This is a genomic window from Streptomyces sp. NPDC048623 (assembly GCF_040650755.1).
Taxonomy (GTDB): domain Bacteria; phylum Actinomycetota; class Actinomycetes; order Streptomycetales; family Streptomycetaceae; genus Streptomyces.
Map to the genome: position 1 here is coordinate 84,933 of NZ_JBEZHV010000008.1, position 23,270 is coordinate 108,202.

18 protein-coding genes, 1 pseudogene and 1 riboswitch are annotated in these 23,270 nt (G+C 71.0%); of the genes and pseudogenes, 13 read left to right on the plus strand and 6 right to left on the minus strand.

Features of this window, described 5'->3' with window-relative positions; all coding sequences use genetic code 11:
- Positions 1 to 13: 13 nt before the first annotated feature.
- Positions 14 to 811: a hypothetical protein gene (locus tag AB0C73_RS14275; protein ID WP_362528923.1), complete on the minus strand. Its 798-nt coding sequence runs from the start codon at positions 809 to 811 to the stop codon at positions 14 to 16.
- Between the two features lie 113 nt (positions 812 to 924).
- Between AB0C73_RS14275 and AB0C73_RS14280 the strand changes: the two genes are divergently transcribed.
- On the plus strand, positions 925 to 1,092 hold the full coding sequence (locus AB0C73_RS14280; protein ID WP_362528925.1) for a hypothetical protein: 168 nt from the start codon (positions 925 to 927) through the stop codon (positions 1,090 to 1,092).
- On the opposite strand, the gene AB0C73_RS14285 is transcribed toward AB0C73_RS14280, so the two are convergent.
- A complete protein-coding gene (locus AB0C73_RS14285) occupies positions 1,089 to 1,949 on the minus strand; it encodes a tetrahydrofolate dehydrogenase/cyclohydrolase catalytic domain-containing protein (protein WP_362528928.1) in 861 nt (286 codons plus the stop codon). The genes AB0C73_RS14280 and AB0C73_RS14285 overlap by 4 nt on opposite strands.
- A 28-nt stretch (positions 1,950 to 1,977) precedes the next feature.
- A riboswitch (ZMP/ZTP riboswitch) is annotated at positions 1,978 to 2,084 on the minus strand.
- Between the two features lie 316 nt (positions 2,085 to 2,400).
- Here AB0C73_RS14285 and AB0C73_RS14290 point away from each other — a divergent pair.
- Together AB0C73_RS14290 and AB0C73_RS14295 are read left to right on the plus strand one after the other, a co-directional pair.
- Positions 2,401 to 3,642 (plus strand): GAF domain-containing protein, encoded by a 1,242-nt coding sequence (locus AB0C73_RS14290; protein WP_362529359.1) that lies wholly within the window; start codon positions 2,401 to 2,403, stop codon positions 3,640 to 3,642.
- A 45-nt stretch (positions 3,643 to 3,687) separates the two neighbouring features.
- Complete coding sequence (locus tag AB0C73_RS14295; RefSeq protein ID WP_362528929.1) at positions 3,688 to 5,211, plus strand: aldehyde dehydrogenase family protein; 1,524 nt, start codon at positions 3,688 to 3,690, stop codon at positions 5,209 to 5,211.
- A gap of 467 nt (positions 5,212 to 5,678) precedes the next feature.
- Here the strand turns inward: AB0C73_RS14295 and AB0C73_RS14300 are convergent, their stop codons facing one another.
- Positions 5,679 to 5,885, minus strand: a complete 207-nt coding sequence (locus AB0C73_RS14300; protein ID WP_362528932.1) for a hypothetical protein — start codon at positions 5,883 to 5,885, stop codon at positions 5,679 to 5,681.
- A gap of 20 nt (positions 5,886 to 5,905) precedes the next feature.
- Positions 5,906 to 7,357 carry a radical SAM protein gene (locus tag AB0C73_RS14305; RefSeq protein ID WP_362528934.1) on the minus strand — a complete coding sequence of 484 codons (1,452 nt, stop codon included), beginning with the start codon at positions 7,355 to 7,357 and terminating at the stop codon, positions 5,906 to 5,908.
- A gap of 204 nt (positions 7,358 to 7,561) precedes the next feature.
- On the opposite strand from AB0C73_RS14305, the gene AB0C73_RS14310 reads away from it, so the two are divergent.
- The 4 genes and pseudogenes from AB0C73_RS14310 to AB0C73_RS14325 form a co-directional block, all read left to right on the plus strand.
- A complete protein-coding gene (locus tag AB0C73_RS14310; RefSeq protein WP_362528936.1) occupies positions 7,562 to 9,619 on the plus strand; it encodes a carbamoyltransferase C-terminal domain-containing protein in 2,058 nt (685 codons plus the stop codon).
- Positions 9,616 to 10,737, plus strand: a complete 1,122-nt coding sequence (locus AB0C73_RS14315; RefSeq protein ID WP_362528938.1) for a hypothetical protein — start codon at positions 9,616 to 9,618, stop codon at positions 10,735 to 10,737. Before AB0C73_RS14310 ends, AB0C73_RS14315 begins: the two co-directional genes overlap by 4 nt.
- Positions 10,734 to 11,309: a 2OG-Fe(II) oxygenase gene (locus AB0C73_RS14320; RefSeq protein WP_362528940.1), complete on the plus strand. Its 576-nt coding sequence runs from the start codon at positions 10,734 to 10,736 to the stop codon at positions 11,307 to 11,309. Before AB0C73_RS14315 ends, AB0C73_RS14320 begins: the two co-directional genes overlap by 4 nt.
- Before the next feature lie 204 nt (positions 11,310 to 11,513).
- Positions 11,514 to 11,829, plus strand: a pseudogene (locus AB0C73_RS14325) (allophanate hydrolase); the annotation flags it as partial.
- Between the two features lie 119 nt (positions 11,830 to 11,948).
- Here the strand turns inward: AB0C73_RS14325 and AB0C73_RS14330 are convergent.
- On the minus strand, positions 11,949 to 12,071 hold the full coding sequence (locus tag AB0C73_RS14330; RefSeq protein WP_362528942.1) for a hypothetical protein: 123 nt from the start codon (positions 12,069 to 12,071) through the stop codon (positions 11,949 to 11,951).
- A gap of 52 nt (positions 12,072 to 12,123) precedes the next feature.
- A complete protein-coding gene (locus tag AB0C73_RS14335) occupies positions 12,124 to 12,297 on the minus strand; it encodes a hypothetical protein (protein ID WP_362528944.1) in 174 nt (57 codons plus the stop codon).
- Positions 12,298 to 12,745: 448 nt separating this feature from the next.
- On the opposite strand from AB0C73_RS14335, the gene AB0C73_RS14340 reads away from it, so the two are divergent.
- The 6 genes from AB0C73_RS14340 to AB0C73_RS14365 all read left to right on the plus strand — a co-directional run bounded on the left by AB0C73_RS14340 (position 12,746) and on the right by AB0C73_RS14365 (position 23,257).
- On the plus strand, positions 12,746 to 13,192 hold the full coding sequence (locus AB0C73_RS14340; protein ID WP_362528946.1) for a bacterial transcriptional activator domain-containing protein: 447 nt from the start codon (positions 12,746 to 12,748) through the stop codon (positions 13,190 to 13,192).
- A 102-nt stretch (positions 13,193 to 13,294) separates the two neighbouring features.
- A complete protein-coding gene (locus tag AB0C73_RS14345) occupies positions 13,295 to 14,068 on the plus strand; it encodes a BTAD domain-containing putative transcriptional regulator (RefSeq protein ID WP_362528949.1) in 774 nt (257 codons plus the stop codon).
- A 124-nt stretch (positions 14,069 to 14,192) separates the two neighbouring features.
- Positions 14,193 to 15,143 carry a hypothetical protein gene (locus tag AB0C73_RS14350; RefSeq protein ID WP_362528952.1) on the plus strand — a complete coding sequence of 317 codons (951 nt, stop codon included), beginning with the start codon at positions 14,193 to 14,195 and terminating at the stop codon, positions 15,141 to 15,143.
- 601 nt (positions 15,144 to 15,744) lie between these two features.
- Positions 15,745 to 16,806 carry a ferritin-like protein gene (locus AB0C73_RS14355; protein ID WP_362528954.1) on the plus strand — a complete coding sequence of 354 codons (1,062 nt, stop codon included), beginning with the start codon at positions 15,745 to 15,747 and terminating at the stop codon, positions 16,804 to 16,806.
- A gap of 230 nt (positions 16,807 to 17,036) precedes the next feature.
- Positions 17,037 to 19,709 (plus strand): DUF6603 domain-containing protein, encoded by a 2,673-nt coding sequence (locus AB0C73_RS14360; RefSeq protein WP_362528956.1) that lies wholly within the window; start codon positions 17,037 to 17,039, stop codon positions 19,707 to 19,709.
- Positions 19,706 to 23,257 (plus strand): hypothetical protein, encoded by a 3,552-nt coding sequence (locus AB0C73_RS14365; protein WP_362528959.1) that lies wholly within the window; start codon positions 19,706 to 19,708, stop codon positions 23,255 to 23,257. Before AB0C73_RS14360 ends, AB0C73_RS14365 begins: the two co-directional genes overlap by 4 nt.
- Positions 23,258 to 23,270 lie beyond the last annotated feature (13 nt).

The following is a 23,270-nucleotide window of genomic DNA, read 5'->3' on the forward strand; positions in this document are numbered from 1 at the left end:
CCCCGCCCCGTCCTCACCGCAGCGGCACCGTCAGCTTCCCGCCCGTGTCCGAGGGGGCGGCGAGGCTGCACGCGACGGTGGTGTCGCCGAGGAGGTAGCTGGTGCGGTACGGGTACTGGACGAAGGTGGTCCAGCGGGTGCCGAGGGGCTGGGCGGCGGCCTTGAGGCGGAGCGGGGCGCGGCACAGGGCGGCGGCCGCGTCCCGTACGGCGTCGTCGTCGGCGTACTTCCCGGTGAGCTGGAGCCGGGCGACGAGTTCGGCGTCGTGCGGCGTGTCGCAGGCGAGGCGGACGACGGTGCCGGGCGCGTCGCGGTCGATGTCGAAGCAGTCGCCGACGCGCAGGGCGTCGTACGGGCGGGGCGCGGGGACGGCCGGGGTGCGGCGGGCCGCGGTCTGGCGCGGCCGGGGCTCGGCGGTGGCGCGGGCGGTCGCGGCGGCGGTGGGCGAGCCGTTCGCGGACGGACGGGCCGGGCGGGCACGGTTCGCGCCGGGCGTGGTGGTGGGCCGGGTGGTGCGGGCGGGCAGCGGCGCGGGGGCCTCACCCTGTGCGGCGGGCCCCTCGCCCGACGCGCCGGAGGCCGTACCGGACGGAGTGGCGGACGCGCCGTCCGGATCGCGGCCCGCGGAGGAGTCCGCCGCGGGGGTGGCCGCGGTGGCGTGCGGGTCGTCGTCGGCCGTGCCGCCGCGCGCGGTGACGGCGATGGACAGCGCCAGGACCGCCGCGAGCGCGGCGACCGGCAGGACGACGACGCCCGGCCGTCGCGGTGGCCGGGCGTCGCGGGACGGGGGTTCCGTCGGCGGGTGGAGCATGGGATCCAGGGTCACCCGTGTCCGCCCATGTGGCGAGCGATACCGGTGAGTTGGGCGGCGCTCGTACAGAACCGTGACAATCCCGCGGCTCGTGCGAGATCCGCTCGTGCGAGATGCGGGCGTACGGGATGCGCGCGTGCGAGATCCGGGCGTACGGGATGCGGGCGTACGGGATGCGCGCCTGCGCGATCTGCTCGTACGTGCTCGGCTCGTACCGGGTCCGTCCCGCGCTCCGCCGCTCGCCGCACCCGCCGCCGTCCCATGGGTGTGTCCCGGCCTAGCGGGCGAGGCCGAGCTGGCGCTCGGCCGCGTCGACGGTCTGGGCGAGGAGGACGGCGATGGTCATCGGGCCGACGCCGCCGGGGACGGGGGTGATGAGGGAGGCGCGCTCGGCGGCGCCGGCGAAGTCCACGTCGCCGACGTTGCCCTCGTTGTAACCGGCGTCGATGACGACGGCGCCGGGCTTGATGTCCTCGCCCTTGATGAACTCCGGCTTGCCGACGGCGGCGACCAGGATGTCGGCCTCGCGGACGGCGGCGGAGAGGTCCGCGGTGCGGGAGTGGCAGTACGTGACGGTGGCGTCCCGCCCGAGGAGCAGCAGGCCGGCCGGCTTGCCGAGGATCGCGCTGCGGCCGACGACCACGGCCCGCTTGCCGCTGAGCTCGACGTCGTACGCGTCGAGCAGCCGCATGATGCCGCCGGGGGTGCAGGAGACGAAGCCGGGCAGGCCGAAGCCCATGGCGGCGAAGGAGGCCATGGTGACGCCGTCGACGTCCTTCTCCGGGGCGATGGCCTCGAAGGCGGCGCGCTCGTCGATGTGCGGACCGACCGGGTGCTGGAGCAGGATGCCGTGCACCGCGGGGTCCTCGGAGAGCGCGGTGATCGCGGCGACGAGCTCCTCGGTGGTGGTCTCGGCGGGCAGTTCGACGTGCTGGGAGCGGATTCCGGCCTTCGCGCAGCGGTTCTGCTTCATCTTCACGTACGTGACGGAGGCGGGGTCCGCGCCGACGAGGACGGTGGCGAGGCAGGGGGTGGTGCCGGTGCGGCGGGTGATCTCGGCGCTGCGGGCCGCGGTCTCCTCGACCGTGCGGCGGGCGAGCGCGGTGCCGTCCATGAGGCGGGCGGTGCTGGTGGACATGGCCACTCCTGAGCGTCGTCGTTGACCGGTTGATCGCCCAGGCGCACGGCTGCGACGCGGAGGCGCGGGGTGCGCGCGTCCGCCGGACCGCTCCCCGGTGGTGATCCACCTCAAGCGCCAGTCACGGCCCGGGCCCCACTTTACGTGACGGTCGCGCCGGGCCGTTCCGGGGGCGGAACCGGCCGGGGCGGCCGGGGGTCGCCGTCGGGATGCCGCCGGGACGGTGTCCGGCGCCTTGTGGGCGGGCCGTGGGCGCAGCACGATGACGGGCACAGGACTGTCAGGGACCGGCACGGGACTGGTACGGGACTGGTACGGGACGGACGACCTCGATGGGGAGGCCGAGTTGAACGATGCGCGGGCGGGTGCGGTACGGCGGGCGCACGAGGCGTTCACGGACGGGGCCTTCGCGGACGGGGGCCGGCCCTGGGACCCTCGGCCGGCCGCGCCGGTGGCCGCGGCACCGCCGGCCGCGCCACCGGCCACGTCGCCGCCCCCGCCGCCCGTACGGCCGCTCGTCGCCGATTCCTGGCGGCGGTCCGCGCGGGCGCGGGTGAGCCCGGACGGGGCGGCCCGGATCGAGCTGGACGAGGAGGAGCTGGCGGGGCTGCGTGACGGGCATCCGCTGGCGGCCGCGATGCCGGTGGTGCGGGAGCTGATGGGGGCGTACGCGCGGGACGGGGAGCATCTGCTCGCGGTGTGCGACGCGGCCGGGCGGCTGCTGTGGGTGGAGGGGCACCCGGGGACGCTGCGGAAGGCGCGTGCGATGAACTTCGTGGCCGGGGCCCGCTGGTCGGAGACGGCGGCGGGGACGAACGCCCCGGGCACCGCGATCGCCGTGGACCGGCCGGTGCAGGTGTGCGCGGCGGAGCACTTCCAGCGCCCGGTGCAGGGCTGGACGTGCGCGGCGGCGCCGGTGCACGACCCGTACAGCGGGCGGCTGCTCGGGGCGGTGGACATCACGGGCGGCGACGGGCTCGCGCATCCGCACAGTCTGGCGTTCGTGCAGGCGGTGGCGCGGGCCGCCGAGTCGCAGCTCGCCCTTGTCTCCCCCGCCCCGGCCGCGGCCGGCCGGCCGCGTCTGGCGGCGCTCGGCAGGGACGAGGCGCTGCTGCAGCTGCCGGGCCGGCGGCTGCGGCTGAGCCGCCGGCACAGCGAGATCCTGGTGATCCTCGCGCACCGGCCGGAGGGCGTGGGCGGCGACGAGCTGCTGACGCTGCTGTACGAGGACGAGTCGGTCACCCCGGTCACGCTGCGCGCGGAGCTGTCGCGGCTGCGCGGGCTGCTCGGTCCGGAGCTGCTCGCCTCCCGCCCGTACCGGCTGACCCGGGCGGTGGACGCGGACTTCGCGGCGGTGGACCGGCGGCTCGCCTCGGGCGCGGTGGCGACGGCGCTCGGCGACTACGCGGGCCCGCTGCTTCCCGCCTCGCGCGCGCCCGGAGTCGTACGGCTGCGGGAACGGCTCGCGGGGCGGCTGCGGGCGGCTCTCGTGGACCGGGGCGATCCGGGGCTGCTCGCGGACTGGGCGTACAGCACGTGGGGCGAGGACGACGTGACGGTGTGGCGGGCGCTCGCCTCGGCCGTACCGGCGGCCCAGGAACCGGCGGTACGGGCCCGGCTTGCCGCCCTGGACGAGGAACTGTCGGCGGGTGCAACGGGGTTGCAACGTCGGGGCGCGCACCATCGGCCGTGAACGCCGGCCGAGGGCGGCCGGCGCGGTCCGAGGGAGGTCCTGCCCATGACCCGTTACGCCGCACCCGGCACCGAGGGTTCGCTGATGTCGTACGCGAGCCGTTACGACCACTGGATCGGCGGGGCGTACGTGGCCCCGGCGGGCGGCCGTTACTTCGAGAACCCGAGCCCGGTCGACGGCAAGCCGTTCACGGAGGTGGCGCGCGGCACCGCCGAGGACGTGGAGCGCGCCCTCGACGCGGCGCACGCGGCGGCCCCGGCCTGGGGCCGTACGGCGCCGGCCGAGCGGGCGCAGGTGCTGCTGCGGATCGCCGACCGGATGGAGCAGAACCTGGAGGCGCTCGCGGTCGCGGAGAGCTGGGAGAACGGCAAGCCGGTCCGCGAGACCCTGGCCGCCGACATCCCTCTCGCCATCGACCACTTCCGCTACTTCGCGGGGGCGCTGCGCGCCCAGGAGGGCGCGCTGAGCCAGCTCGACGAGGACACCGTGGCGTACCACTTCCACGAGCCGCTGGGTGTGGTCGCGCAGATCATCCCGTGGAACTTCCCCATCCTGATGGCGGTGTGGAAGCTGGCGCCGGCGCTCGCGGCGGGCAACGCGATCGTCCTCAAGCCGGCCGAACAGACCCCGGCCTCCATCCACTTCTGGATGAGCCTGGTGGCCGATCTGCTGCCGCCGGGCGTGATCAACATCGTCAACGGCTTCGGCGAGGAGGCCGGCAAGCCGCTCGCGTCCTCCCCGCGGGTCGCGAAGATCGCCTTCACGGGCGAGACGACCACGGGCCGGCTGATCATGGGGTACGCGGCGCAGAACCTGAAGCCGGTCACCCTGGAGCTGGGCGGCAAGTCGCCGAACATCTTCTTCGACGACGTGTCGGCGGCGGACGACGACTTCCTGGACAAGGCCCTCGAAGGTTTCACCATGTTCGCCCTCAACCAGGGCGAGGTCTGCACCTGTCCGTCCCGCGCGCTCGTCCAGCGCGGCCACTACCACGACTTCCTGCAGGCGGCGATCGCCCGCACGGAGGCCATCGTCCCCGGCCACCCCCTGGACACCGACACCATGATCGGCGCCCAGGCCTCCGCCGACCAGCTCGCCAAAATCCTCTCCTACCTGGAGATCGGCCAGCAGGAGGGCGCCAAGATCCTGACGGGCGGTCAGCGCGTCGAGCACGGCGGCGACCTGGAGGGCGGCTTCTACGTCCAGCCCACCATCTTCGAGGGCGACAACCGCATGCGCGTCTTCCAGGAGGAGATCTTCGGCCCCGTCGTCGCCGTCACCTCCTTCACCGACCTCGACGACGCCGTCCACACCGCCAACGACACCCTCTACGGCCTCGGCGCCGGCGTCTGGACCCGCGACGCCACCACCGCCTACCGCGCCGGCCGCGCCATCCAGGCGGGCCGCGTCTGGACGAACTGCTACCACGCGTACCCGGCACACGCGGCGTTCGGCGGCTACAAGCAGTCGGGGGTGGGCCGCGAGACCCACAAGATGATGCTGGAGCACTACCAGCAGACGAAGAATCTGCTGGTGAGCTACTCGCCGAAGAAGCTCGGCTTCTTCTAGCGGCACGAAAAGGGGCGCCTGACCTGGGCTTTTGACCGTCAGGCGCCTCACCCCGACTGACGCGGTCGCCCCACGCGACATGCCGCTGGAAAAGCAGTGGACCTGCTCAGCCCCACACTGGAGTTCCGTACCGCGTCGATCGTCGACACCACCTTGCCCGCCCAAGGGTGGCAGGCCACCGACGGCGTCGGGGGCACCGGAGTCGTCGGTGTCCTCACCAACGCGACGGGCCGGTGGTGCTCCTGCGCGCGGACGGCGACCGGCTGTCGGGATGCGGCCAACTCTTCGACCTCCACGACGAGGTCCGTCAGTCGGGTGAGCATGCGTCGCGCGGCGTCGCCCCTGTATGAGAGCTGCTCGGCGGCCGTGGCAAGCCGCTCGCCGATGGCGGGCATGGGAATGCCCCCGGCTTGCCGGGGCTCTGTCTCTCGGTGGTCTGACAGAGCACCCCGAGCCTCACCTGGGAGTCAGCAGCGGGGCCCACCGGGCATGCTGATGCACCCGGGCGAACATTCCGCGTTCTGATCCAACATTTCACCGAGGCCCGCGAGTTGGTCCTCGTCGAGCACGATCCGCAACCCCTTGCTGGACAGGTGGATGTTCGCCTCCGGGACGCGAAGCGTGTCCTCGCACTCCGTTTCCAGAGACTCAGGCACCTTGGATTCGTCGGGCATCGTTTTCCCTTTCTCGGCCGCTACCGCACGGGTTGAGCGAAATAGCCAGCCATCTTCACGTAGATACGACGCTTGTCCTCGGGCGTGCACGTGGTGATCAGGCGAGATCCGGTGTTCTTGCTGTCACGCACGCGGCACGTCCCACCGCAAAGATACCGAATCTCGCACGTCTTGCAGCCCTCGACATGGTCGACGTCGATCTGTGTTGCCAGTCCCGCCACCAGGTCAACAATATTGCGCACGGGCATGTCGTCGATATGGCAGACCTTCCCGTCCAGCAGGTGGCATGGGTAGACCGACCCATCGGGTCCGATCACCATCTGGTCAGCGTATCCGCACGTGGCCATATAGCGCGTGATCTCGGGAGCGGCACCGTTGACCGCTGCGAGGAGTTTGCTCACTTCCTCTCGCGACGCCGGCCCGGCGGGGTCAATCTGGCTGCCGCGGCCATGCGGCATGATGCCGTAGGTGAACTTGAAGACGACGTTCGGCGCCCCCGTGAAGCGATCTCGTAGCTGAGGGAATTTCTGCACCCAGTTGGGCCACATGGCGGGCACGATCGTCATTCCGATGCGCGTCGGAGTGCCCAGTTCGACCAACCTGTCAACCGCAGCGATTGCGTGCTTGAAGGAGTTGCGGCCACGGATGGCATCGTGTGACTCGGCGTCGGGTCCATCGATGCTGATCTGCACCAAGTCGGCCAGCGGATGAATTTGCTCGGCCAGCTTGGGAATCAGCAGGCCGTTGCTGAACAGGGTCACCTTCATGCCGTGCTCCTTGGCGGCCGCCATGAGCTCGAGGCAGCCGCGGTGCATCAGTGCCTCACCGCCGGTGAACAGCACCTGCTGGCCCCCGAGCGCGGCGAAGTCGTCGATGAACCTGCGCCACCGCGCCGTCGGGAGCTCGTTCGCGCGATCGATGTGCGGGCTCGAATCCGCATAGCAGTGTGCGCATTCGAGCTGACAGGCCTGCGTGAGGTGGAGGCGGGCGAACACCCTGACACCTACGGGTGTGCGGTCACGGTAGCCCGTCAACCCGCGAATGAGCCCGGAGGTCGCCAGGAGAGACACGACGTTCGAAGCGTCGCTCCATCCGACGTCGTTCGCGATGCTGAGCGGCGACTCGCCGGCCACGAGTCTGACGATGAGCCGGTGCTGTGCGTCGTCCGCCACGGCCAGCGCCGCCTCCTGGACGCCGACCCAGACGTGGGAGCCGTTCACCGGCTCGTGGTGCAGTTCGTTGACCAATGGCACGGGTTCGTCGAGCGCGAGCGTGAGCTCCGTGAGTCCCGAGTCGGTCGGCGCTGCGCGCAGCGTGACATGTTCAGCCTGCTGGTCGGCTGCTCGCTGTACGAGGGTGCGCATTTCTTCTTGCAACGCGAGTGCGGAGCTGTCTGGTGGGCGGGCTTTGGACGTGCATGACCCGCACCCGGATGCGTTCGTGACGTTCAGGAGCGGCAGCTGTTTCTGCATTCCTCCTCCATTCGTGGGGACCGGAAGCCGCAATCCCCGTGCTGAACTGCTCGAGGTGCCGCCGTTTGGCGTGCGGGCTTCATTCGGATGGGTTAACGCGGCGGCCTTCTACCGGCCAATTTGACGAAGACGCCACCCGTCGTGCCTAGGCTTGGCACGTGCGCCGGGTCGCCTCCGATTTTCGATGATAGGGCGGGAGAACACTTGAGAAACACTGAAACGCCGTGGATTCTCGGACTCAGCGCCGCGCACAATGGCGGTGCGTGCCTGTTGCACGGAACCGAGATTGTCGCCGCCGTCCAAGAGGAACGGCTCTCAGGCATCAAGCGCGACCGCACCTACGGCGCCCGCATCAGCCTGGCCACCGAGTACTGCCTTCGCCATGCCGGGATCGGGCCAGGGCAATTGGACACCATCGTGCTGTGTGTGCAGGGGGAGGCAGGTCACGCAGAGCAGGACGTGAGCCTGAATCAGCAACTGCGCCAAAGCTTTCACGGGATTCCCACCCTGAGGATTTCGCACCACCTCGGCCACGCCATCAGCGCCTACGCCGTGTCGGGCTTCTCGGATGCCGCCATCCTCGTCGTGGATGGAATGGGGTCACCCGAGCAAGATCTCAGCGAAGAGGAGCGCCGCGCCGTCATCGGCGCACCCTTCGGCTGGGAGATCATCTCGGCGTATGAGGCGTCGGGAACGACCGTCCGCCCCATCGCCAAACAGCTCGTCCCGGAAGGCAAGTGGCTGGACCGCACCGGCGAGGGAATGCCCGGCTTCGGCAGTATCGGCGGCATGTACTCCGCCGTCGCTCAGCAGATCTTCGGCAACCCAATGGACGCAGGCAAGGTCATGGGGCTGGCTCCGTTCGGTACGCCGTCGTTCCAGCCGCACGAATTCGTGTCCGTGACCGACGGCCTGGCGACGTTCGCCACTGCGGTGCCGGAGCGGTTTCGACACTCCGATCGATGGCCTCTGCGCCAGCGCGAGTACGCAGACCTCGCCGCCTCGGTTCAGTCTGCCCTTGAGGAGGCGATCCTGGCGTTGGTGAGCCGGTTGCGCGCGGCGTCCACCTCGGCGTACCTGTGCTACTCCGGCGGCGTGGCGCTGAACTGTCTGGTGAACGAACGCCTGATGCACGAGTCCGGCTTCTCCGACGTCTTCGTCGCGCCCTTCGCCGAGGACAGCGGACCTGCCGTCGGCGCCGCGTTCTACGGACTCTGGCGTCACCGCCGGCACCGCCCGGCCAGGCTGGTGAGGGAGGGATTCGGGCACCGCTACGGCCCGAGCGAGGTGCACGAAGCCATCCGATCGGTCCCGCTTGTCGCCGTGCGCCCTGCCCGGGATGTGACCGACATTGCCGACGTCGCTGCCGACCGGTTGGAGCGCGGACAGCTCGGAGCGTGGTTCGACGGCAGGAGTGAACTCGGCCCACGCGCGCTGGGGCAGCGCAGCATCGTGGCGGACCCTCGCCGTGCGGAGCACAAGGTGAGGCTGAACCGCGACGTCAAGCAGCGAGAGGCGTTCCGCCCGTTCGCTCCATCGGTGCTGGCCGAACACGTCCACACCTGGTTCGACGTCGACGAGGCACGGTGCGACAGCCCGTTCATGCTGCGCACGTTCACTTTCCGGCCGGGCTGCGGATCCCGGGTGCCCGCTGTCGCGCACATCGACGACAGCGCGCGCGTGCAATCCGTTCACGAAGAGTTCCAGCCACGCTTCCACGCGCTGATCCGGCGCTTCCACGAGCACACCGGCGTGCCGATGATCTTGAATACGTCACTGAACGGTTCCGGGCAGCCCATCGTCGAGACGCCGTCCGACGCGTTGTGGACGATGCTCGAACTGGGGCTGGACTTCGCGGTGATCGAAGGCGTGCTCGTCGAGCCGGCGGCCGACTTCGACTCCATTCTGGGACTGGTGCCCGTCATCGCCGCCGATGGTTACACCGTTGACTATTCGTTCCCGCCAGGGCCGACGGCCTCTGTCAAGAGCCGGGCGTCGGCCGTCGACTTCAAGGTGGTCACACCGTGGGGCAGCAGGCTCCAGCAGGTCCCTGCGAGGGCCCTGTCCGTGCTGGCGGTGATCGACGGCGTGGCGACGGGTCACGAAATCCACGAGCGGCTTCGGCGCGACCGGAACGACGAATTCACCGCCGCCCAGCTGACCCGGACGATGCGGTTTCTTCGCCGAACCCGGATTGTGGATTTCCGGGCGAGGTTGCCTTCACATCCATTGGTTGATCGCGAGGAGGTTGCAGCATCGTGACGGGCAGCGAGACGGTGACACGCGGTCGGGTCGACAGCTTCGTGGCCTACACGGCTGCCGAGCTCCGGCAGCGTTGGCGACGGGCCGACAACACCCACGAATCGTTTCCGTCCATTGCCGCCCGAGCCCTCTCGGATGGCCTCACCCGCGAGCCCGTCACGGGCGACGACGTCCTGCACTGGGTACTCGACGGCGCCGAGCTCCCCTTTCAGCCGCGGCTCGACGAGACCTTCGGGCAACCGCCCGTCACGCTCTACCACGACGGCGAGTTTCAGCTCGATGCACTGTACTGGGTCCAGAGCAGCACCGACGTGCACGCGCACGGCTTCTCCGGTGCGTTCGCCGTCCTGGACGGTCAGAGCGTCCACACCTGCTTCGAATTCGCCGAAACACACCGGGTCGACGACCAGTTCATGATCGGCCGAGTCGTCGCCACCGATGCGCAGTTGCTCGACGTCGGAGCCGTGCACGAAATTCACGAAGGCACCGCATTGATCCACTCCGTCGTGCATCTTGGTTGCCCAAGCGTGACCCTGGTGGCTCGCACCTGCGGACATTCCGCCCCCCTCCCGGAGTACGCCTACTTTCCGCCCGCCATCGCTCTGGACCCCAGCAAGAACGATCCCCTTCGCACGCGCACGGTGCAGTTGGTCAGAATGCTGATCCGTTCCGGGGCCACCGGGCTCGGCCAGACGGTGGAGACTCTGATCGCCCGTTGCGACGTGCACACGGCGTTCCTGGTGGTACGCGAACTCAGTCGTAACGCGGCGGCCTCGGCACTGGTGCCTGCCGCGCTCGGGTGGTCGGACGCTCGGTGGCCGGGGGTGGCGGGGCCGTTTGGCGACGCCGTGGTTGCCGAGCTGCGCCATGTGGGCGCCGTGACGATGTTGCACCGCATCACCGAGCCCGACCACCGGGTAGTACTCGGGGCCCTGGCCGCGCTCGACGAGCCCTCACAGGTGCGTAGGTTCCTGCAGAAGTACGCGGCCACCGAAACCGATTCGCTCATCGCGGGTTTCGTGCGCGCCGTGAAGGAGACCGGCGCACTGAACATCCCCGCCGACAGACCCTTCGACCACATGATGCTCCGACCGTTGGCAGGCGAGGCAGCAAGATGATGGATACCAACGCCCGCGTCATCGGCCAGCCCGGGCAGTGGGCCACGATCGTGCCCGGGCTCGCCCCCGCGGTGTGTGCGGAGCTCGCCGAGCGGTGCAGGTCTCTCGATACCGTCGCCCCTGAAGTCGTCGGCCAGAAGTCTCTGCCCGATCACCGCGTTGGCCATTCGCGTCTGCTTCCGCGTTCGGCGCTGTTCGAGGACATCTATCAACTCATCTGGGACGCGGGCGAGGCACTGAACCGCCGCTACTTCGAGCTGGACGTCTCCGATATCGTCAAACCCCCGCAGTTCCTCGAGTACGTCGGGGGCCACGGGCACTTCCACTGGCACAACGACTATGGCCTCGAACGGCCGCTGTCCAAACGGAAGTTGACCGTCAGCATCCAACTCAGCGATGGTCGCGACTACGAGGGCGGTGACTTCGAGGTGTTCGGCACGCCGCAGCCCATGCCGAGGGCGCAGGGCAGCATCGTCGTGCTCCCTGCCTTCGTACACCACCAGGTCACGCCCGTCACATCGGGGACCAGGTGCGCATTGGTTGGGTGGCTGGCCGGACCGCCATTGCGATAGGGGCGGCAGCACCTCGAAGGTCACGCCATCACGTAACGCCCATCCGGCACCGGGGGGGTGTCCGGATTCGGCGGCGGCGTCGATCCGAACGACCTCGCCGACAGCACGGTGATCTGGCGATCCGTGCGGCTGACGTTCGCGCAAGCCGGATGGGAACGGGAGTGGTCCGGAGTGCTCCGGCCGCCGTCGTGCGACCGGCCGCGCGCGAACGCCCGGCTCGGCCGGTTCACCAACTGCACGAACCTGTTCGGCCTCGCGGCGGTCGCCGTCCCGGCCGGCCGGACGGCCGTTCGGCGTCATACTGATCGGTCCGGCCTTCACCGACGACCCGCTCGCCCGTGTCGCCGCCCTGCTCACCTCCCCGCCCCCGCACGTCGCGGTGGTCGGCGCGCACCTGTCCGGGCAGCCGCTCGACGGACAGGTGCTTGCCCTCGGCGGCCGCTTCGTCCGCACGACCACGACGGCGCCCGTCTACCGGCTGTACCCGCTGGACACGACACCCCTGAAACCCGGTCTGGTCCGGGCCCGCGAGCACGCCCGCCTCCGCACCTCGGCCTCCGCTGCCGTACCTCGACCGCGGGCGGCCCGCCGGTGACGGGCAGGCAGACCGCGGCCCCCGTGTGTGTGACGCAAGGCGCGTCAGGTCCGTTCGGCACCTGGTCGGCGAACGCCGGGCAGGTGCATCACGAGGAGTGTGAAGGCGGCCAGCGCGACGTTGTGGTCCGCAGCGCCCAGACCGCTCCAGTCGGACGACTGCCACATGGCGAACCACTCTCCGCCGATCGCGAGGAAGCCATCCCGAAGAGCAGCAGCATCACCAGCCCACCGTGCTTGCCGCGCGGGCGCGGTCGTACGCGTCGCGGCGCAGTCCCGTGATCCAGAACGAGGTGGCGGCGAGGAGGACCACCGCGGCCGGTGTCTCCCAGACTCCCGGGAGCGTGAAGCGGTGGCAGTCCCTGCACCTGGCGTGCCGAAGCATCGCCTCCATCGCGCCCCCCACCCCGTCTCCATTGTCCTCCCTCATACCTCGCTCTGCATGGCTGGCGGTTCCGGCCCCGGGCCGACGGCCTCTCTCCGCCTTAGGATGGGGAGAGGCGGCGGAGAACCGCGACTCCGGTCTCGGGAATCCGGTCTCGGTGCATCCTCACAAGGGACGACAGATGAATCCCTCCACCGCTTCTCCTTCCCGGCAGTTCAGCCTCCGGCTCCTCGGTCAATTCCGGCTGACGGTGGACGGCGAGCCCGTCCCGCTCTGTGGGAACGCCCAGCGTGTTCTGGCATTCGTCGGCCTCCGACGGTGCGTCGGCCGTAGGGTCGTCGCTGCGACGCTGTGGCCGGAAGCGACTGACGCGCACGCGCGAGGCAGCCTGCGCACGGCGATGTGGAAGCTCTCCCGTGACGGTCACGCGCTCATCCGCTGTACGCGGGAGTCACTCGTGATCACCGACGACGTCCATGTCGACGCCCACGTCCTGGCCACGGACGCGCTCGATGTCGTCCACGCCCCCGCAGCGCTCCACGACGATGCGGTCCTGATGGCGCTTCTGGACCGCGGTGATCTGCTGCCCGACTGGGACGATGCCTGGGTGCCACTTGAACGGGAGTGGCTGCGCCGACTGCGCTTGCGGGCGCTCGACACATTGTCGGTGAGGCTGGCCCGGCAGGGCATGACCGCCCTCGCGCTGGAGGCCGCGCTGGCCAGCATCCGTATCGAGCCGCTCCGCGAGAATCCGCACCGGACGGTGGTCTCGGCGCACCTCGCCGAGGGCAATCTGTTCGAGGCACTCCGGCACTTCCAGGCCTACCGAAGTCTGTTGCGCACGGAACTCGGTGTCGAACCGTCCCCCGGGCTCGAACGCATGGTCTCCGCGCCACGGCGATGAGGACCGGTGGACGCACGACGAGCAGACCAGGCTTCGGCTTCCTACCATGGGAGTCGGACGGTCCGGACTCGACGTGGTCGCCCACACCCTCGGAGAGGGAAGATGTACCGTTCCGAATCGCTCTCTCCCATCTGTCTCGGCCTGCTCGGCCGGTTCCGGCTGGCCTACGGCACCGAGACGGTGCCCCTGTGCGGGAACGCTCAACGCCTACTGGCACTCGTCGGACTGCGCGCGTGCGTCAGTCGGACGGCCCTGGCCGGGATGCTGTGGCCGGAGGCGACCGAGGCTCATGCCCGGGGCAGCCTGCGCAGCGCACTGTGCAAGCTCCCCCGCGACGGCCGGCCCTTGGTCGCCTGCAGCAGGAACTCGATCTCCATCGTCGACTCCGTCACCGTGGACGCCCGCGTCCTGGCCGACGCGGCACTGCACGTGGTGCGGTCCTTTGAAGCACCGGGCGTCGCTCCGATGCCGATGGTCCTGTTGGGCGAGGGCGACCTGCTGCCCGACTGGGACGACGACTGGGTGCTGTTCGAACGAGAACGGCTGCGGCAGCTACGCCTGCACGCCCTTGACGCACTGGCCCAGCGCCTGACCCAGGAGGGAAGGCACGCGCTCGCCCTGGAGACCGCCCTCACGAGCGTACGGAGCGAACCCCTGCGAGAGAGCGGGCACCGCGCCGTCGTCGCCGCGCAGCTCGCGGCAGGCGATGTCGACGAAGCGGTGCGGCACTACGACGCGTTCCGGCGCCTGCTGCGCGAGGAACTCGGTGTGCCACCCTCGCCCTTGTTCACGCGGATGCTTCCCGCGGCCTCCTCCGTCGAAGACGGGCCGGTTCCTCATCGCCAGCGGTGGGCCGGCGCGCCGGCACGACGATGACGGTGGGATGACACATGCCGCCTACCTTCGTGAATCGGGGCGAACGTGTCTCCCCGCCGTGGCCGGAAGACCGGCCCCTCGATCCATCGTCCGCCACTTCATGCCCCGCAGAGCAGGTGACCCTATGACCGGCACCGTACTTGACCCTTCCGCCCCGGCTCGCATCGTCGGACCGGAGATGCCCGGCGCAACGGTGGACACGCGCGAGGCGTTCGCCCGCCTCACCGAGGAGTACCCCGACGAGAACGTGGAGGCCGCTCGACACGCGTTCCTGATGAGCAAGCTCCACCTGGTGAGAACCCACCCGGACGTGGAACTCGCCGACCGCGAGCGCGTGGTGACCGCCATGGCCGAGCGGCTCGAGCTCGGCTACGAGGCCATGCGGACGCCGGTACCGGGAGGAGTGGGCTACGGCGTCTACTACAACGAGGTTTTCAAGCGGGCTTTCGCTACGGGCACCGCACTGGGCTGGGACATCATCTGCCCCAGTGCACCCGGGGGCAACGTCGACGACTACCTGTACGTCACGGCCATGAACCGTGCGGTCCTCGGAGTCGAGGCGTTCGTCTCGTACTACGCGCAGACACCCCCGCGCTTCAAGGTGTACGACTGGGCCAGGCCCGCCACGCCTTGGCAGCTCGACATACCGCTGTCGTCCCTGGGCCCCTACCTCAGGACCGTCGCCTCACACGGCGAGATCTTCCAAGTCATGGGGGTCACGAACACCACGGTCGAGGTGGCCTCCGGAACGTGGCGCAACGAGGTGCAGCTGTGGAACGCCAGCACGGGAAATCAGGATCTGGTCTACCAGTTCGACTACGCGGCGACGCTGGCCCAGCAGACAGCGGCCGACTACAACGGGTCGTGGGGGCCGATTGTCGAGACTTTCCAGACCGCGTACGCGGGCACCATCCCGCTGGGCGGACTTGCCATATCCCTCGTCACGCGGGACGTCAACGGCAACTGGGGTCCCTGGGGCCTGCTGCCTTGGTACAACAGCTACATCCGCACGGACAACGTCGGTTTCTACGTCCAGTTCCTCGACCCGAACTACAACTTCTCCGTCAAGAGCTGACTCTCCAGGGAACCGACGTGTCCGGACCTCCGCCCCGTGTTCCGTCGGACGACGAGCGCCCTCCGGGGCCGTCCGCCGACCGACGCGAGGAGTTCGCCCGCGAGTCCCGCGAGGCTCCCCGGGATCCCGCAGCCGAGCGGGCTTTCATCAAGGGACGGATCGGCATGATCCGGTCAGATCCTCGGCTGTCGGACGCGGAGAAGGAAAGGGCGGTCGCGGACCTGCTGCGTACTCTCCGGTCAGCCGGTGAGAAATCCGGCAGGACATCCGAGAGCGGAGAGCCCGACAGCCGGAAGTCCGATGCCCGGGAGCCTGGTGACCAGGGGGCCGATCCCCGCAGGACGAAGGACTGACCATCATGCGCACCGCGGTGCGCGACGAGTTCTTCGCCTTCTCCGCGCCCTCGGCAACAAGATCGACCCAGTGGAGGATGCCCTGGCACTCGCTTCCCGCGGTGCGCCGTTGCGCCGTTGCGCCGCAACAGTGGCAAGGAGCCCACGGCCGGCGCCGTCACGGCGCCGTCGCCCACTTCACCTGTCCATGCCTGGACGAGCATGTTCCACAAGCCTGAGATGCCGCACAAGCCGGAAGGAGACCGGTGGTGAACGCGCTTCTGTATGCCCGGAACAACCGCATCGTCGAACTGATGGAGCAGCCCACCGAGCGGCGTGACGCCGACTGGATGCGGGACGCTGCGCAGCAGGCGGTCCTGCTGGAACTTGCCACGCTCCCGCCGTATCTGTGCGGCCTGTGGTCGATCGACACCTCAACGGGGGACGGCTCCGTCTTCGACACTCTGCGCGAGATCGTCTTCGACGAGATGTCGCACTTCGGTCTGGCGTGCAACCTGCTCACCACACTCGGCGGGACTCCCGTGCTCGACGAGTCGGTGGTGCCGACGTACCCGGGGCCTTTGCCGGGAGGCGTCCGGCCCGAACTCACGGTCTTCCTCAGCGGGCTGACGACGGACGCGGCGGAGATGTACTCCCTCATCGAGCAGCCGGAACAGCCGCTCGCGAAGGACGCGGTACCGCACGTGTCGATCGGGGCCTTCTACAGCGCGCTGCTGGAAGCGTTCCGTGCGCACCCGGAGCGGATCACCGGCGCCCGGCAGCTGTCCCTGAACTTCGGTCACGGCGCGGGGAACCCCGTCGTGCCCCTCGCCACGCTCGCCGCCGTGGAGAAGGCCATCGGTGTGATCAAGGAACAGGGCGAGGGCACCTCCGCTTCGCCCGAGAACCCGCACCCCGGGGCGGCGGGCGAGCTGGCCCACTATTACGCCTTCCGTGAGATCTTCCACAAGCGCAGGCTCAGGAAGAATCCCGACACCGGGAAGTTCGAGTTCACGGGAGCGGAGATCCCGATGCCGGACGCCCTGCCGATGGGGATCGTTCCCTCTGGGGGCTGGCCCCGGACGGGGCCCACCGCACCGGACGCCGGGACGACACAGCTCCTCGACGAGTTCAACCAGGCGTACAGCAAACTGCTGCGTCTGCTGCGGGATGCGTGGCAGCGGGACGACGCGAGCGAGGCCGAGGGGCTGCTGTTCGAGGCAATCGCGCAGATGTCCGTCCTGCAGGACCCCGCACAACAGCTGATGGCGCGCCCGCTCCCCGGCAGCGGCAAGAACTACGGTCCGGAGTTCCGCTACGTGACTCCCTGACGCGTGGCTCCCCGACCGCTTCGCGCCTCCCGTACGCGCCCCTGCCAACCCGGTGAAATCGGCACCGCTTCGGCTCTGCCAGGTGGTTCGCGACCGCGCCCCGCGCCGTGACCGGGGTTAGCGTCGGACACGTTCCGATCCCCCATCCGCCCGGCAGGAGCCTCTCCGCGTCCCCGGGCGGAGAACGGCGACGATCCGATGAACGTCTCCCACCCCCCTCGGGCCCGCTGATGGCGGCCGCCCCCCTGCCTCAGCTGGCGACCGACGTCCGCGACGGGCTCATCCCCCTGCTCCCGGCCCTCCCGGGGCTTCCCGAAACCGAGCGCCCCAAGCGCCTGGCGCAGGCGCTCGGACTGCCCTCCGACGCGCTCACCCCGGAGGCGCTGATCGCGCGGCTGGCAGTGCCGAGTTCGGCGGCGCCGGGGGACCTGTGGCCAGTCCTCGTCGACCTGCTGCGTACCGCGGTACGAGGCGCGACGCGGGCGGCGTCGAACTGGTCGCTCGTGATCGAGAACGTGCTGCGCGCCGGCCCCACCGCGGTGGAGTCGCTCGGCACCACCCTGCCCCCGGTGCTGAGCCTCACGTTCAGGCTGAGCGACGCGCTCACGCTCGTGCCGGGGCTCGCCGTACGGGACGGGATCAGCCTCGTCCTCGCCCTGCCCACCGCCGTACCCGACGACTCCACCCTCGCGTTCCGGGCCGACGGCATGGAGCTCGCGCTCGCGGACCACGAGCTGCTGAGGCTCCTCGCCCCCGACGGTCTCTCCTTCAAGGGAAGTCTGGGCGTCCGCCTCGACAAGAACGGGCTGCGGCTCGAGGGCGGCGGAAACGGCAAGGGCATCGCCCTGCCCCTGGACCGGGCCCCCGCCGGGCTGCGCGCACCCTCCCTGTACGTGGCCTCACGCGACGGCGGTCTCCAGCTCACCACCTCCTTCCGCGCCTCGCTGCTCGGCGTCGCGGACGCGGCGGTCGACGGGGCGGGCCTCGACATCCGTCCGACGTCCGGCGGGTACACGCCGTCGGTGGTGCCGCCGAAGGGTCTCGGACTCACCCTGGCCCTCGGCCCGGCGAAGGGCGGCGGGTTCCTCGGCGAACAGGACGGGCAGTACCGCGGCGCGCTCTCGCTCAGCCTGGGCCTCGTCGAGGTCAAGGCGTTCGGCATCCTGCAGCCCCGCCCGCCGTCCATGCTCGTGGCGCTGAGCGCGGAGTTCACCCCGGCCATCGAACTGGGCCTCGCCTTCACGCTCAACGCCGTCGGCGGGCTGGTCGGCGTCGGCCGCGCGCTCGACCGGGCGGGCCTGGCCGCGGCCGTGCAGTCCGGTCACCTGGACGACCTGCTCTTCCCCGCGGACGCCGCCGCGGCGGCGCCGCGCATTCTGACCACGATGGGGGCGGTCTTCCCCGCGCGGGCCGGGAGCACGGTCGTCGGGCCGATGTTCCGGGTCGGCTGGGGCCGTCCGGTCTCGTTCATCACGGCCGACGTCGGCGTGGTGCTCGAACTGCCCAGCGGAGTGGTCGGCATCCTCGGCCGGCTGCGGATCGCGCTGCCCGCGCCGCAGGCGCCGGTGATCGACCTACGGGCCTCGGTCGCGGGTGTCATCGACGCCGCCAACGGCCTGGTCGAGATCAACGCGAACCTCGCCGGATCCCGGCTGCTCACCTCCTCGGTGGAGGGCGGTCTCGCCCTGCGGGCCAAGTCGGGCCAGGATGCGACGTTCATCCTCAGCGCCGGTGGATTCCACCCCCGCTACACCCCTCCCGCGGGCTTCCCGACACCGAAGCGCCTGACCATCCCGATCGCGGACAGCCCGTTCCTGAAGATCGTCTTCTCCGGCTACTTCGCCCTCACCCCCGGCACCGTCCAGGCGGGCGCGGAACTGTCCGCCGTCATCGGGACGAGCGGCACGGGCGTGTCCGGGCGGCTCTCGTTCGACGCGCTGGTGCGCTGGGAGCCGAGCTTCGGCGTGATGCTCGACCTCGGCGGCTCGTTCGCGCTGCGCTTCGCCGGGGAGACCCTATGCTCCGTCGGGCTGCGCGTCCACGTGGACGGTCCGACTCCGTGCTGGCACGTCGCCGGACGCGCCAGCGTGTCCTTCCTCTTCTTCGACGTCAGCTTCCCCTTCGACGAACACTGGAACTGCACCGGCCAGGCGGCCGCCCCGCCGCCGCCGGATGTCTGCCGGGCCCTGGAACAGGCCCTGGACAATCCCCGCAGCTGGGAGCCGGTCCTGCCGGACGGCGTGCGCACGATGGTCTCGCTGCGCGCGGACGGCGTGGCCGCCGGCCGTCTGCTGCATCCGCTGGGGCGGGTACGGTTCAGCCAGCGCACGGTGCCGCTGGGGATCGAGGTGGTCCGGTTCGGTCCCGGCAGGCTGCCCAGGCCCACCACGTTCGACGTGGCCGTCACGTTCCCCTCCGGGGCCGGGACCGCGCAGCCGGTCACGGAGGACTTCGCGCGGGCCGACTTCTTCGATCTCACGGACGATCAGAAACTCACCCAGCCGGCGTTCGAGCGGTTCCGCTCCGGCGCCGAGCTGACCCCGCCGCCCACCTCGGGCGGCGCCACCCGGACGACGGTGCCGGTCGAGTACGAGACCAAGTGGCTGGGCGGCACCGCCCCCGCCCCTCCCTGGCTGATCAGTGACGCGGCCCTCCAGGCCGCCCTCGACCACGGCGCCGTGGGCCGCAGCCTCGTCCGCGAGCTGAGCGCCCGCTACACCACGCCGCTGCGCAAGCCGGTGCTGAAGGAGCGCGTGTACGCGATCGCGAGCCTCGACACGCTGAAGGCGCAGACCGGGTTCTCGTCCAAGAACACGTTCACCGAAGCCGCAGCCCAGCTGAGGACCGTCACGGGCCGGTCCGGGCTTCTCCAGGTCGTGCCCGCGTACGAGGTGAGGCCATGACCGTGTACACCTTCGCGTCCTGGGACCGGGCCGGCGCCGCCGCCTGTCTCGCCGACGACGACGACCTGTCCCGTACCACCCCCGTACGGGGAGCGCTCTCGGCCACCGCGTCCGTGAACGGCCGTCCCGGCCGGCCGGTCCCGGTGCCCGCGCTCCAGCTGTACGGCCCCGGGGACGTCCGGGCGATCGATCCCAAGGAGATCGTGCGGGTCTTCCCGCTTCCCGGCACGCCGGACGCGGAGCCGACCAAGTTCCCGCTGGTGGAGTTCGAACGCACCGAGCTTCCCTGGCTGTTCACCCCGCTGCGAGCCGGCGCGACGGGCGAACTGCGCCCCTGGCTCTCCCTCGTCTGCGTGCCCATCGGGGAGGAAAAGAAGGGGCCGCAGCGCGAACCCGGTGTGCCGCTGCCCGTCCTCCGGGTCAGGGGCAGCGAGCTGCCCGATCCGGCCACCCTGCATCTGTGGGCGCACGCCCAGACACTCCCCGGCCACGAGACCGACCCGCGGCGGTCGGTCTCCCGGCTCCTGGCGCCCCGCCGGCTCGAACCGCACACCACCTACACCGCCTGCGTGGTCCCCTCCTTCCTGGCCGGCAAGCTCGCCGGACTCGGCAAGCCCACCGACGGCGCGAGCCTGGCCCCCGCGTGGGACCCGAGCGCGGACGCCCTCTGCGAACTGCCCGTCTACTTCTCCTGGGTGTTCTCCACCGGCGAGGCCGGGGACTTCGAGACCCTCGCGGCGCGGCTCCAGGCCCGCCCGCTTCCCCCGCACGCCGGCCGCCGGCCGCTCGACGTCAGCCACCCCGGCCTGTTCGCGACCGGCCCCGGGCCGGTCGTCCAGGAGGTGGAGAGCGCCCTGCGCGCCCCCGGCAACCTGCCCCGGGACCCGTGGCCCACCGGCCCGCAGAGCGCGCAGTGGCAGCAGCGGCTCGCGAAGGCGCTGGTCCCGATCGCCGACGGCACCGGCGACGAGGACCCGGACGTCCTGCCCCCGTTGTACGGAGGATTCCACGCCCTGCGCAAGAGCGCCGACCCGGCCTCGGCGGGCTGGCTCGACACCCTCAACCTGGACCCGCGGTGGCGGGTCGCGGCGGGTCTGGGCGCCCGGGCCGTGCAGGCCGACCAGGAGGCCCTCATGGCCTCCGCGTGGCGCCAGCTCGTGGACGTACAGGCGGCCAACCGGTTCCTCGACCTGGCCCGGTTCGCCCGGCTGGTCGCCGGCCGCCTGCACCTGCGGCACGTGAGGCCGCTCTCCGCCGACGAGGTGCTGCGCCTCGCGACACCCCTGCAGAGCCGGATCACCCTGACGGCGGACACCACCCTGTGGTCGTCGGTCCGGGCGAGCCTGCTGCCGAACGCCATGGCCACCACGGTGTTCCACCGCACGGTGCGCCCCATGGGTGTCCTCAGCCGGCGGGTGGGCCTGATCGCGGGGCGGGCGGCGGACGCGCCGGAGCCGCCGCCGTTCGCGACGGTGCTGACCTCGGTCGCCGCCTCCCCCACCGGACTCGCCGTGGCCCGCCGCGATCCGGACGGCACGGTGGCCTTCGCCGTCGCGCCCGAGGCGGTCGTCGGCGCGGAGCGACTCGCCGCCGTACGGAAGGTGTTCGCGCCCGAGGACGGGGCGGCGGGCGCCTGGCGGCAGGTGGCGGCGGAGGCGACCGCGCGCTCCCTGCTGCGCGATGTCACCACCGAACAGCTGGCCGCCACGACACCGCTCTCCGGCAGCGGACTCAACCGGTCCTTCCGGCTCGGCGCGCTGCCCGAGGTGGAGGCTCCGGAGGACTTCCTGGCCAGGACGAGGATCGACCGGCACGGCGATCTGGTCTTCCCCACCGAACGGACCGGCCCGGCCGGACTCGACCTGTTCACCGGGGCGGCGGACACCGGGACGGCGCCGGGACGGTTCACCGGCTCCTGGACCGGGCCGTGGAACACCATCGACGGCGGCAAGGGCGAGCCGGCCGGTGGCTGGCGGGGCACCAGTTCGGGGACCCTGCAGGTGGGCCCCGACCGGTCGGGCACGTGGAAGGGGGCCTTCCACGGCAGCTGGAGCAACTACGCGGGCGCCGGCGGCACGGACCCCACCTGGCTCGCCCTCTGCACCGGCACCTGGGAGTCCGGCGGGGAGCGCGGCGTGTGGCGCGGGGTGTGCACCGGCACCTGGGACCCCTGGAACTCCTCGTCCGACGGTGTCTTCACCGGGACCTGGAGCTCCGAGACCCACCACGGAACGTTCCGGGGCACCTGTCCGGGCGACTGGGACTGGGACGCCGCCAACAGCTTCACCGGCGAGTGGATGGCGGACTGCTACGGCGAGCTCCGTGTCGTGGGCGAGGGCCCCGGCGCGCAGCAGGATCCCTGGGAGCCGGACGCCCTCAAGGGGCTCGTCGACCGCTGGCACGCCACAGGCACCCTGCCCCTGGACGTCTTCACCGGCGGCGGTCTGCTCGGCGGTCAGCAGGACCGGCTGCCCGCCCCCGCCGTGCTCGCCGCCAGTGCCGACAACCTCAAGGACATGGTCGTCTCGGCGCACGACCGGGTCCTCGGCCCGTCGGACGCCCCGCCGATCCCGCACCGGGACCCCTTCCCGGTCGGGAACTCGCAGAACGGCATCGTGGCCCTGACGGACCCGTCGGTGACGGTGCCCGCGGTGGTGGCCTCCCGGGTCGAGCGGCCCGAGGGCACCGACCCGGAGGCGCCGGTGCAGTGGGCGCCCACCTTCCAGGACGCCATGTGGCCGCCGCTGAACCGGCAGTCGAGCGAGTGGCTCTTCGGCGGCCTCGAACACGTCCCCGCCGACTCGGCGGTCCTCGCGCTCACCAACGCCCCCTTCGTGGCCTCCTACATGGCCGGCCTCAACCACGAGTTCGCGCGCGAACTGCGCTGGCGCGAGTACCCCACCGACCAGCGCGGCACGTACTTCGCCTCGTTCTGGGGGTACGGGAAGGACCTGCCGGAGCTGCACACCTGGAAGCGCGAACTCCCGCTGGGCGCGCATCTGACGGCCCCTCCCGACCGGGTGGTCCTGCTGCTGCGCAGCGCCCTACTGCGCCGGTACCCTGGCGCGATCATCTACGCGGCTCCGCTGCTCGGCACGGAACCCGACGAGGCGCACGCCCGGCACCCGATCTTCCGCGGCGGTCTGGACCCCGACACCGCCATGGTGGGCTTCGACGTCACCGAGGCCGAACTCAAGGCCTCGCCCTGGTGCTTCGTGATCGCGGAGCAGCCGACCGAGCCCCGGTTCGGGCTCGACGATCCCGAACCCGACGCGCTCACCGACCCGCCGCCCGCCGGCGCCTGGGGCGGCCCGTACACCCCGCCGAACACTCCCAGCGAGGCGGACGACTGGAACGAGCTGAAATGGAGTCACCTCTTCGACTCCAAGGACGCCTACCTGGCCGCGACCCACGCGCCGGGAACCCTACGGCCCAACGTCTCGTACGGCGGCCTGGTCTGGGGCAGGAGCGCGGCCGGAACGGCCCGCCAGTGCTTCCAACAGCCCGTCAGGGTCATCCTGCCCGCCGAACGGCTCTTGGCCCCGTGAGGAGAGAACATCC

Excerpts from the sequence above, each read along its gene's own strand:
- AB0C73_RS14335 (WP_362528944.1), bottom strand. The coding sequence starts at position 12,297 with ATGGAGGCGATGCTTCGGCACGCCAGGTGCAGGGACTGCCACCGCTTC.
- AB0C73_RS14345 (WP_362528949.1), top strand. The coding sequence starts at position 13,295 with ATGTACCGTTCCGAATCGCTCTCTCCCATCTGTCTCGGCCTGCTCGGC.
- AB0C73_RS14285 (WP_362528928.1), bottom strand. The coding sequence starts at position 1,949 with ATGTCCACCAGCACCGCCCGCCTCATGGACGGCACCGCGCTCGCCCGC.
- AB0C73_RS14295 (WP_362528929.1), top strand. The coding sequence starts at position 3,688 with ATGACCCGTTACGCCGCACCCGGCACCGAGGGTTCGCTGATGTCGTAC.
- AB0C73_RS14360 (WP_362528956.1), top strand. The coding sequence starts at position 17,037 with ATGGCGGCCGCCCCCCTGCCTCAGCTGGCGACCGACGTCCGCGACGGG.
- AB0C73_RS14305 (WP_362528934.1), bottom strand. The coding sequence starts at position 7,357 with ATGCAGAAACAGCTGCCGCTCCTGAACGTCACGAACGCATCCGGGTGC.
- AB0C73_RS14275 (WP_362528923.1), bottom strand. The coding sequence starts at position 811 with ATGCTCCACCCGCCGACGGAACCCCCGTCCCGCGACGCCCGGCCACCG.
- AB0C73_RS14320 (WP_362528940.1), top strand. The coding sequence starts at position 10,734 with ATGATGGATACCAACGCCCGCGTCATCGGCCAGCCCGGGCAGTGGGCC.
- AB0C73_RS14300 (WP_362528932.1), bottom strand. The coding sequence starts at position 5,885 with ATGCCCGACGAATCCAAGGTGCCTGAGTCTCTGGAAACGGAGTGCGAG.
- AB0C73_RS14350 (WP_362528952.1), top strand. The coding sequence starts at position 14,193 with ATGACCGGCACCGTACTTGACCCTTCCGCCCCGGCTCGCATCGTCGGA.
- AB0C73_RS14280 (WP_362528925.1), top strand. The coding sequence starts at position 925 with ATGCGGGCGTACGGGATGCGCGCGTGCGAGATCCGGGCGTACGGGATG.
- AB0C73_RS14365 (WP_362528959.1), top strand. The coding sequence starts at position 19,706 with ATGACCGTGTACACCTTCGCGTCCTGGGACCGGGCCGGCGCCGCCGCC.
- AB0C73_RS14330 (WP_362528942.1), bottom strand. The coding sequence starts at position 12,071 with ATGTGGCAGTCGTCCGACTGGAGCGGTCTGGGCGCTGCGGACCACAAC.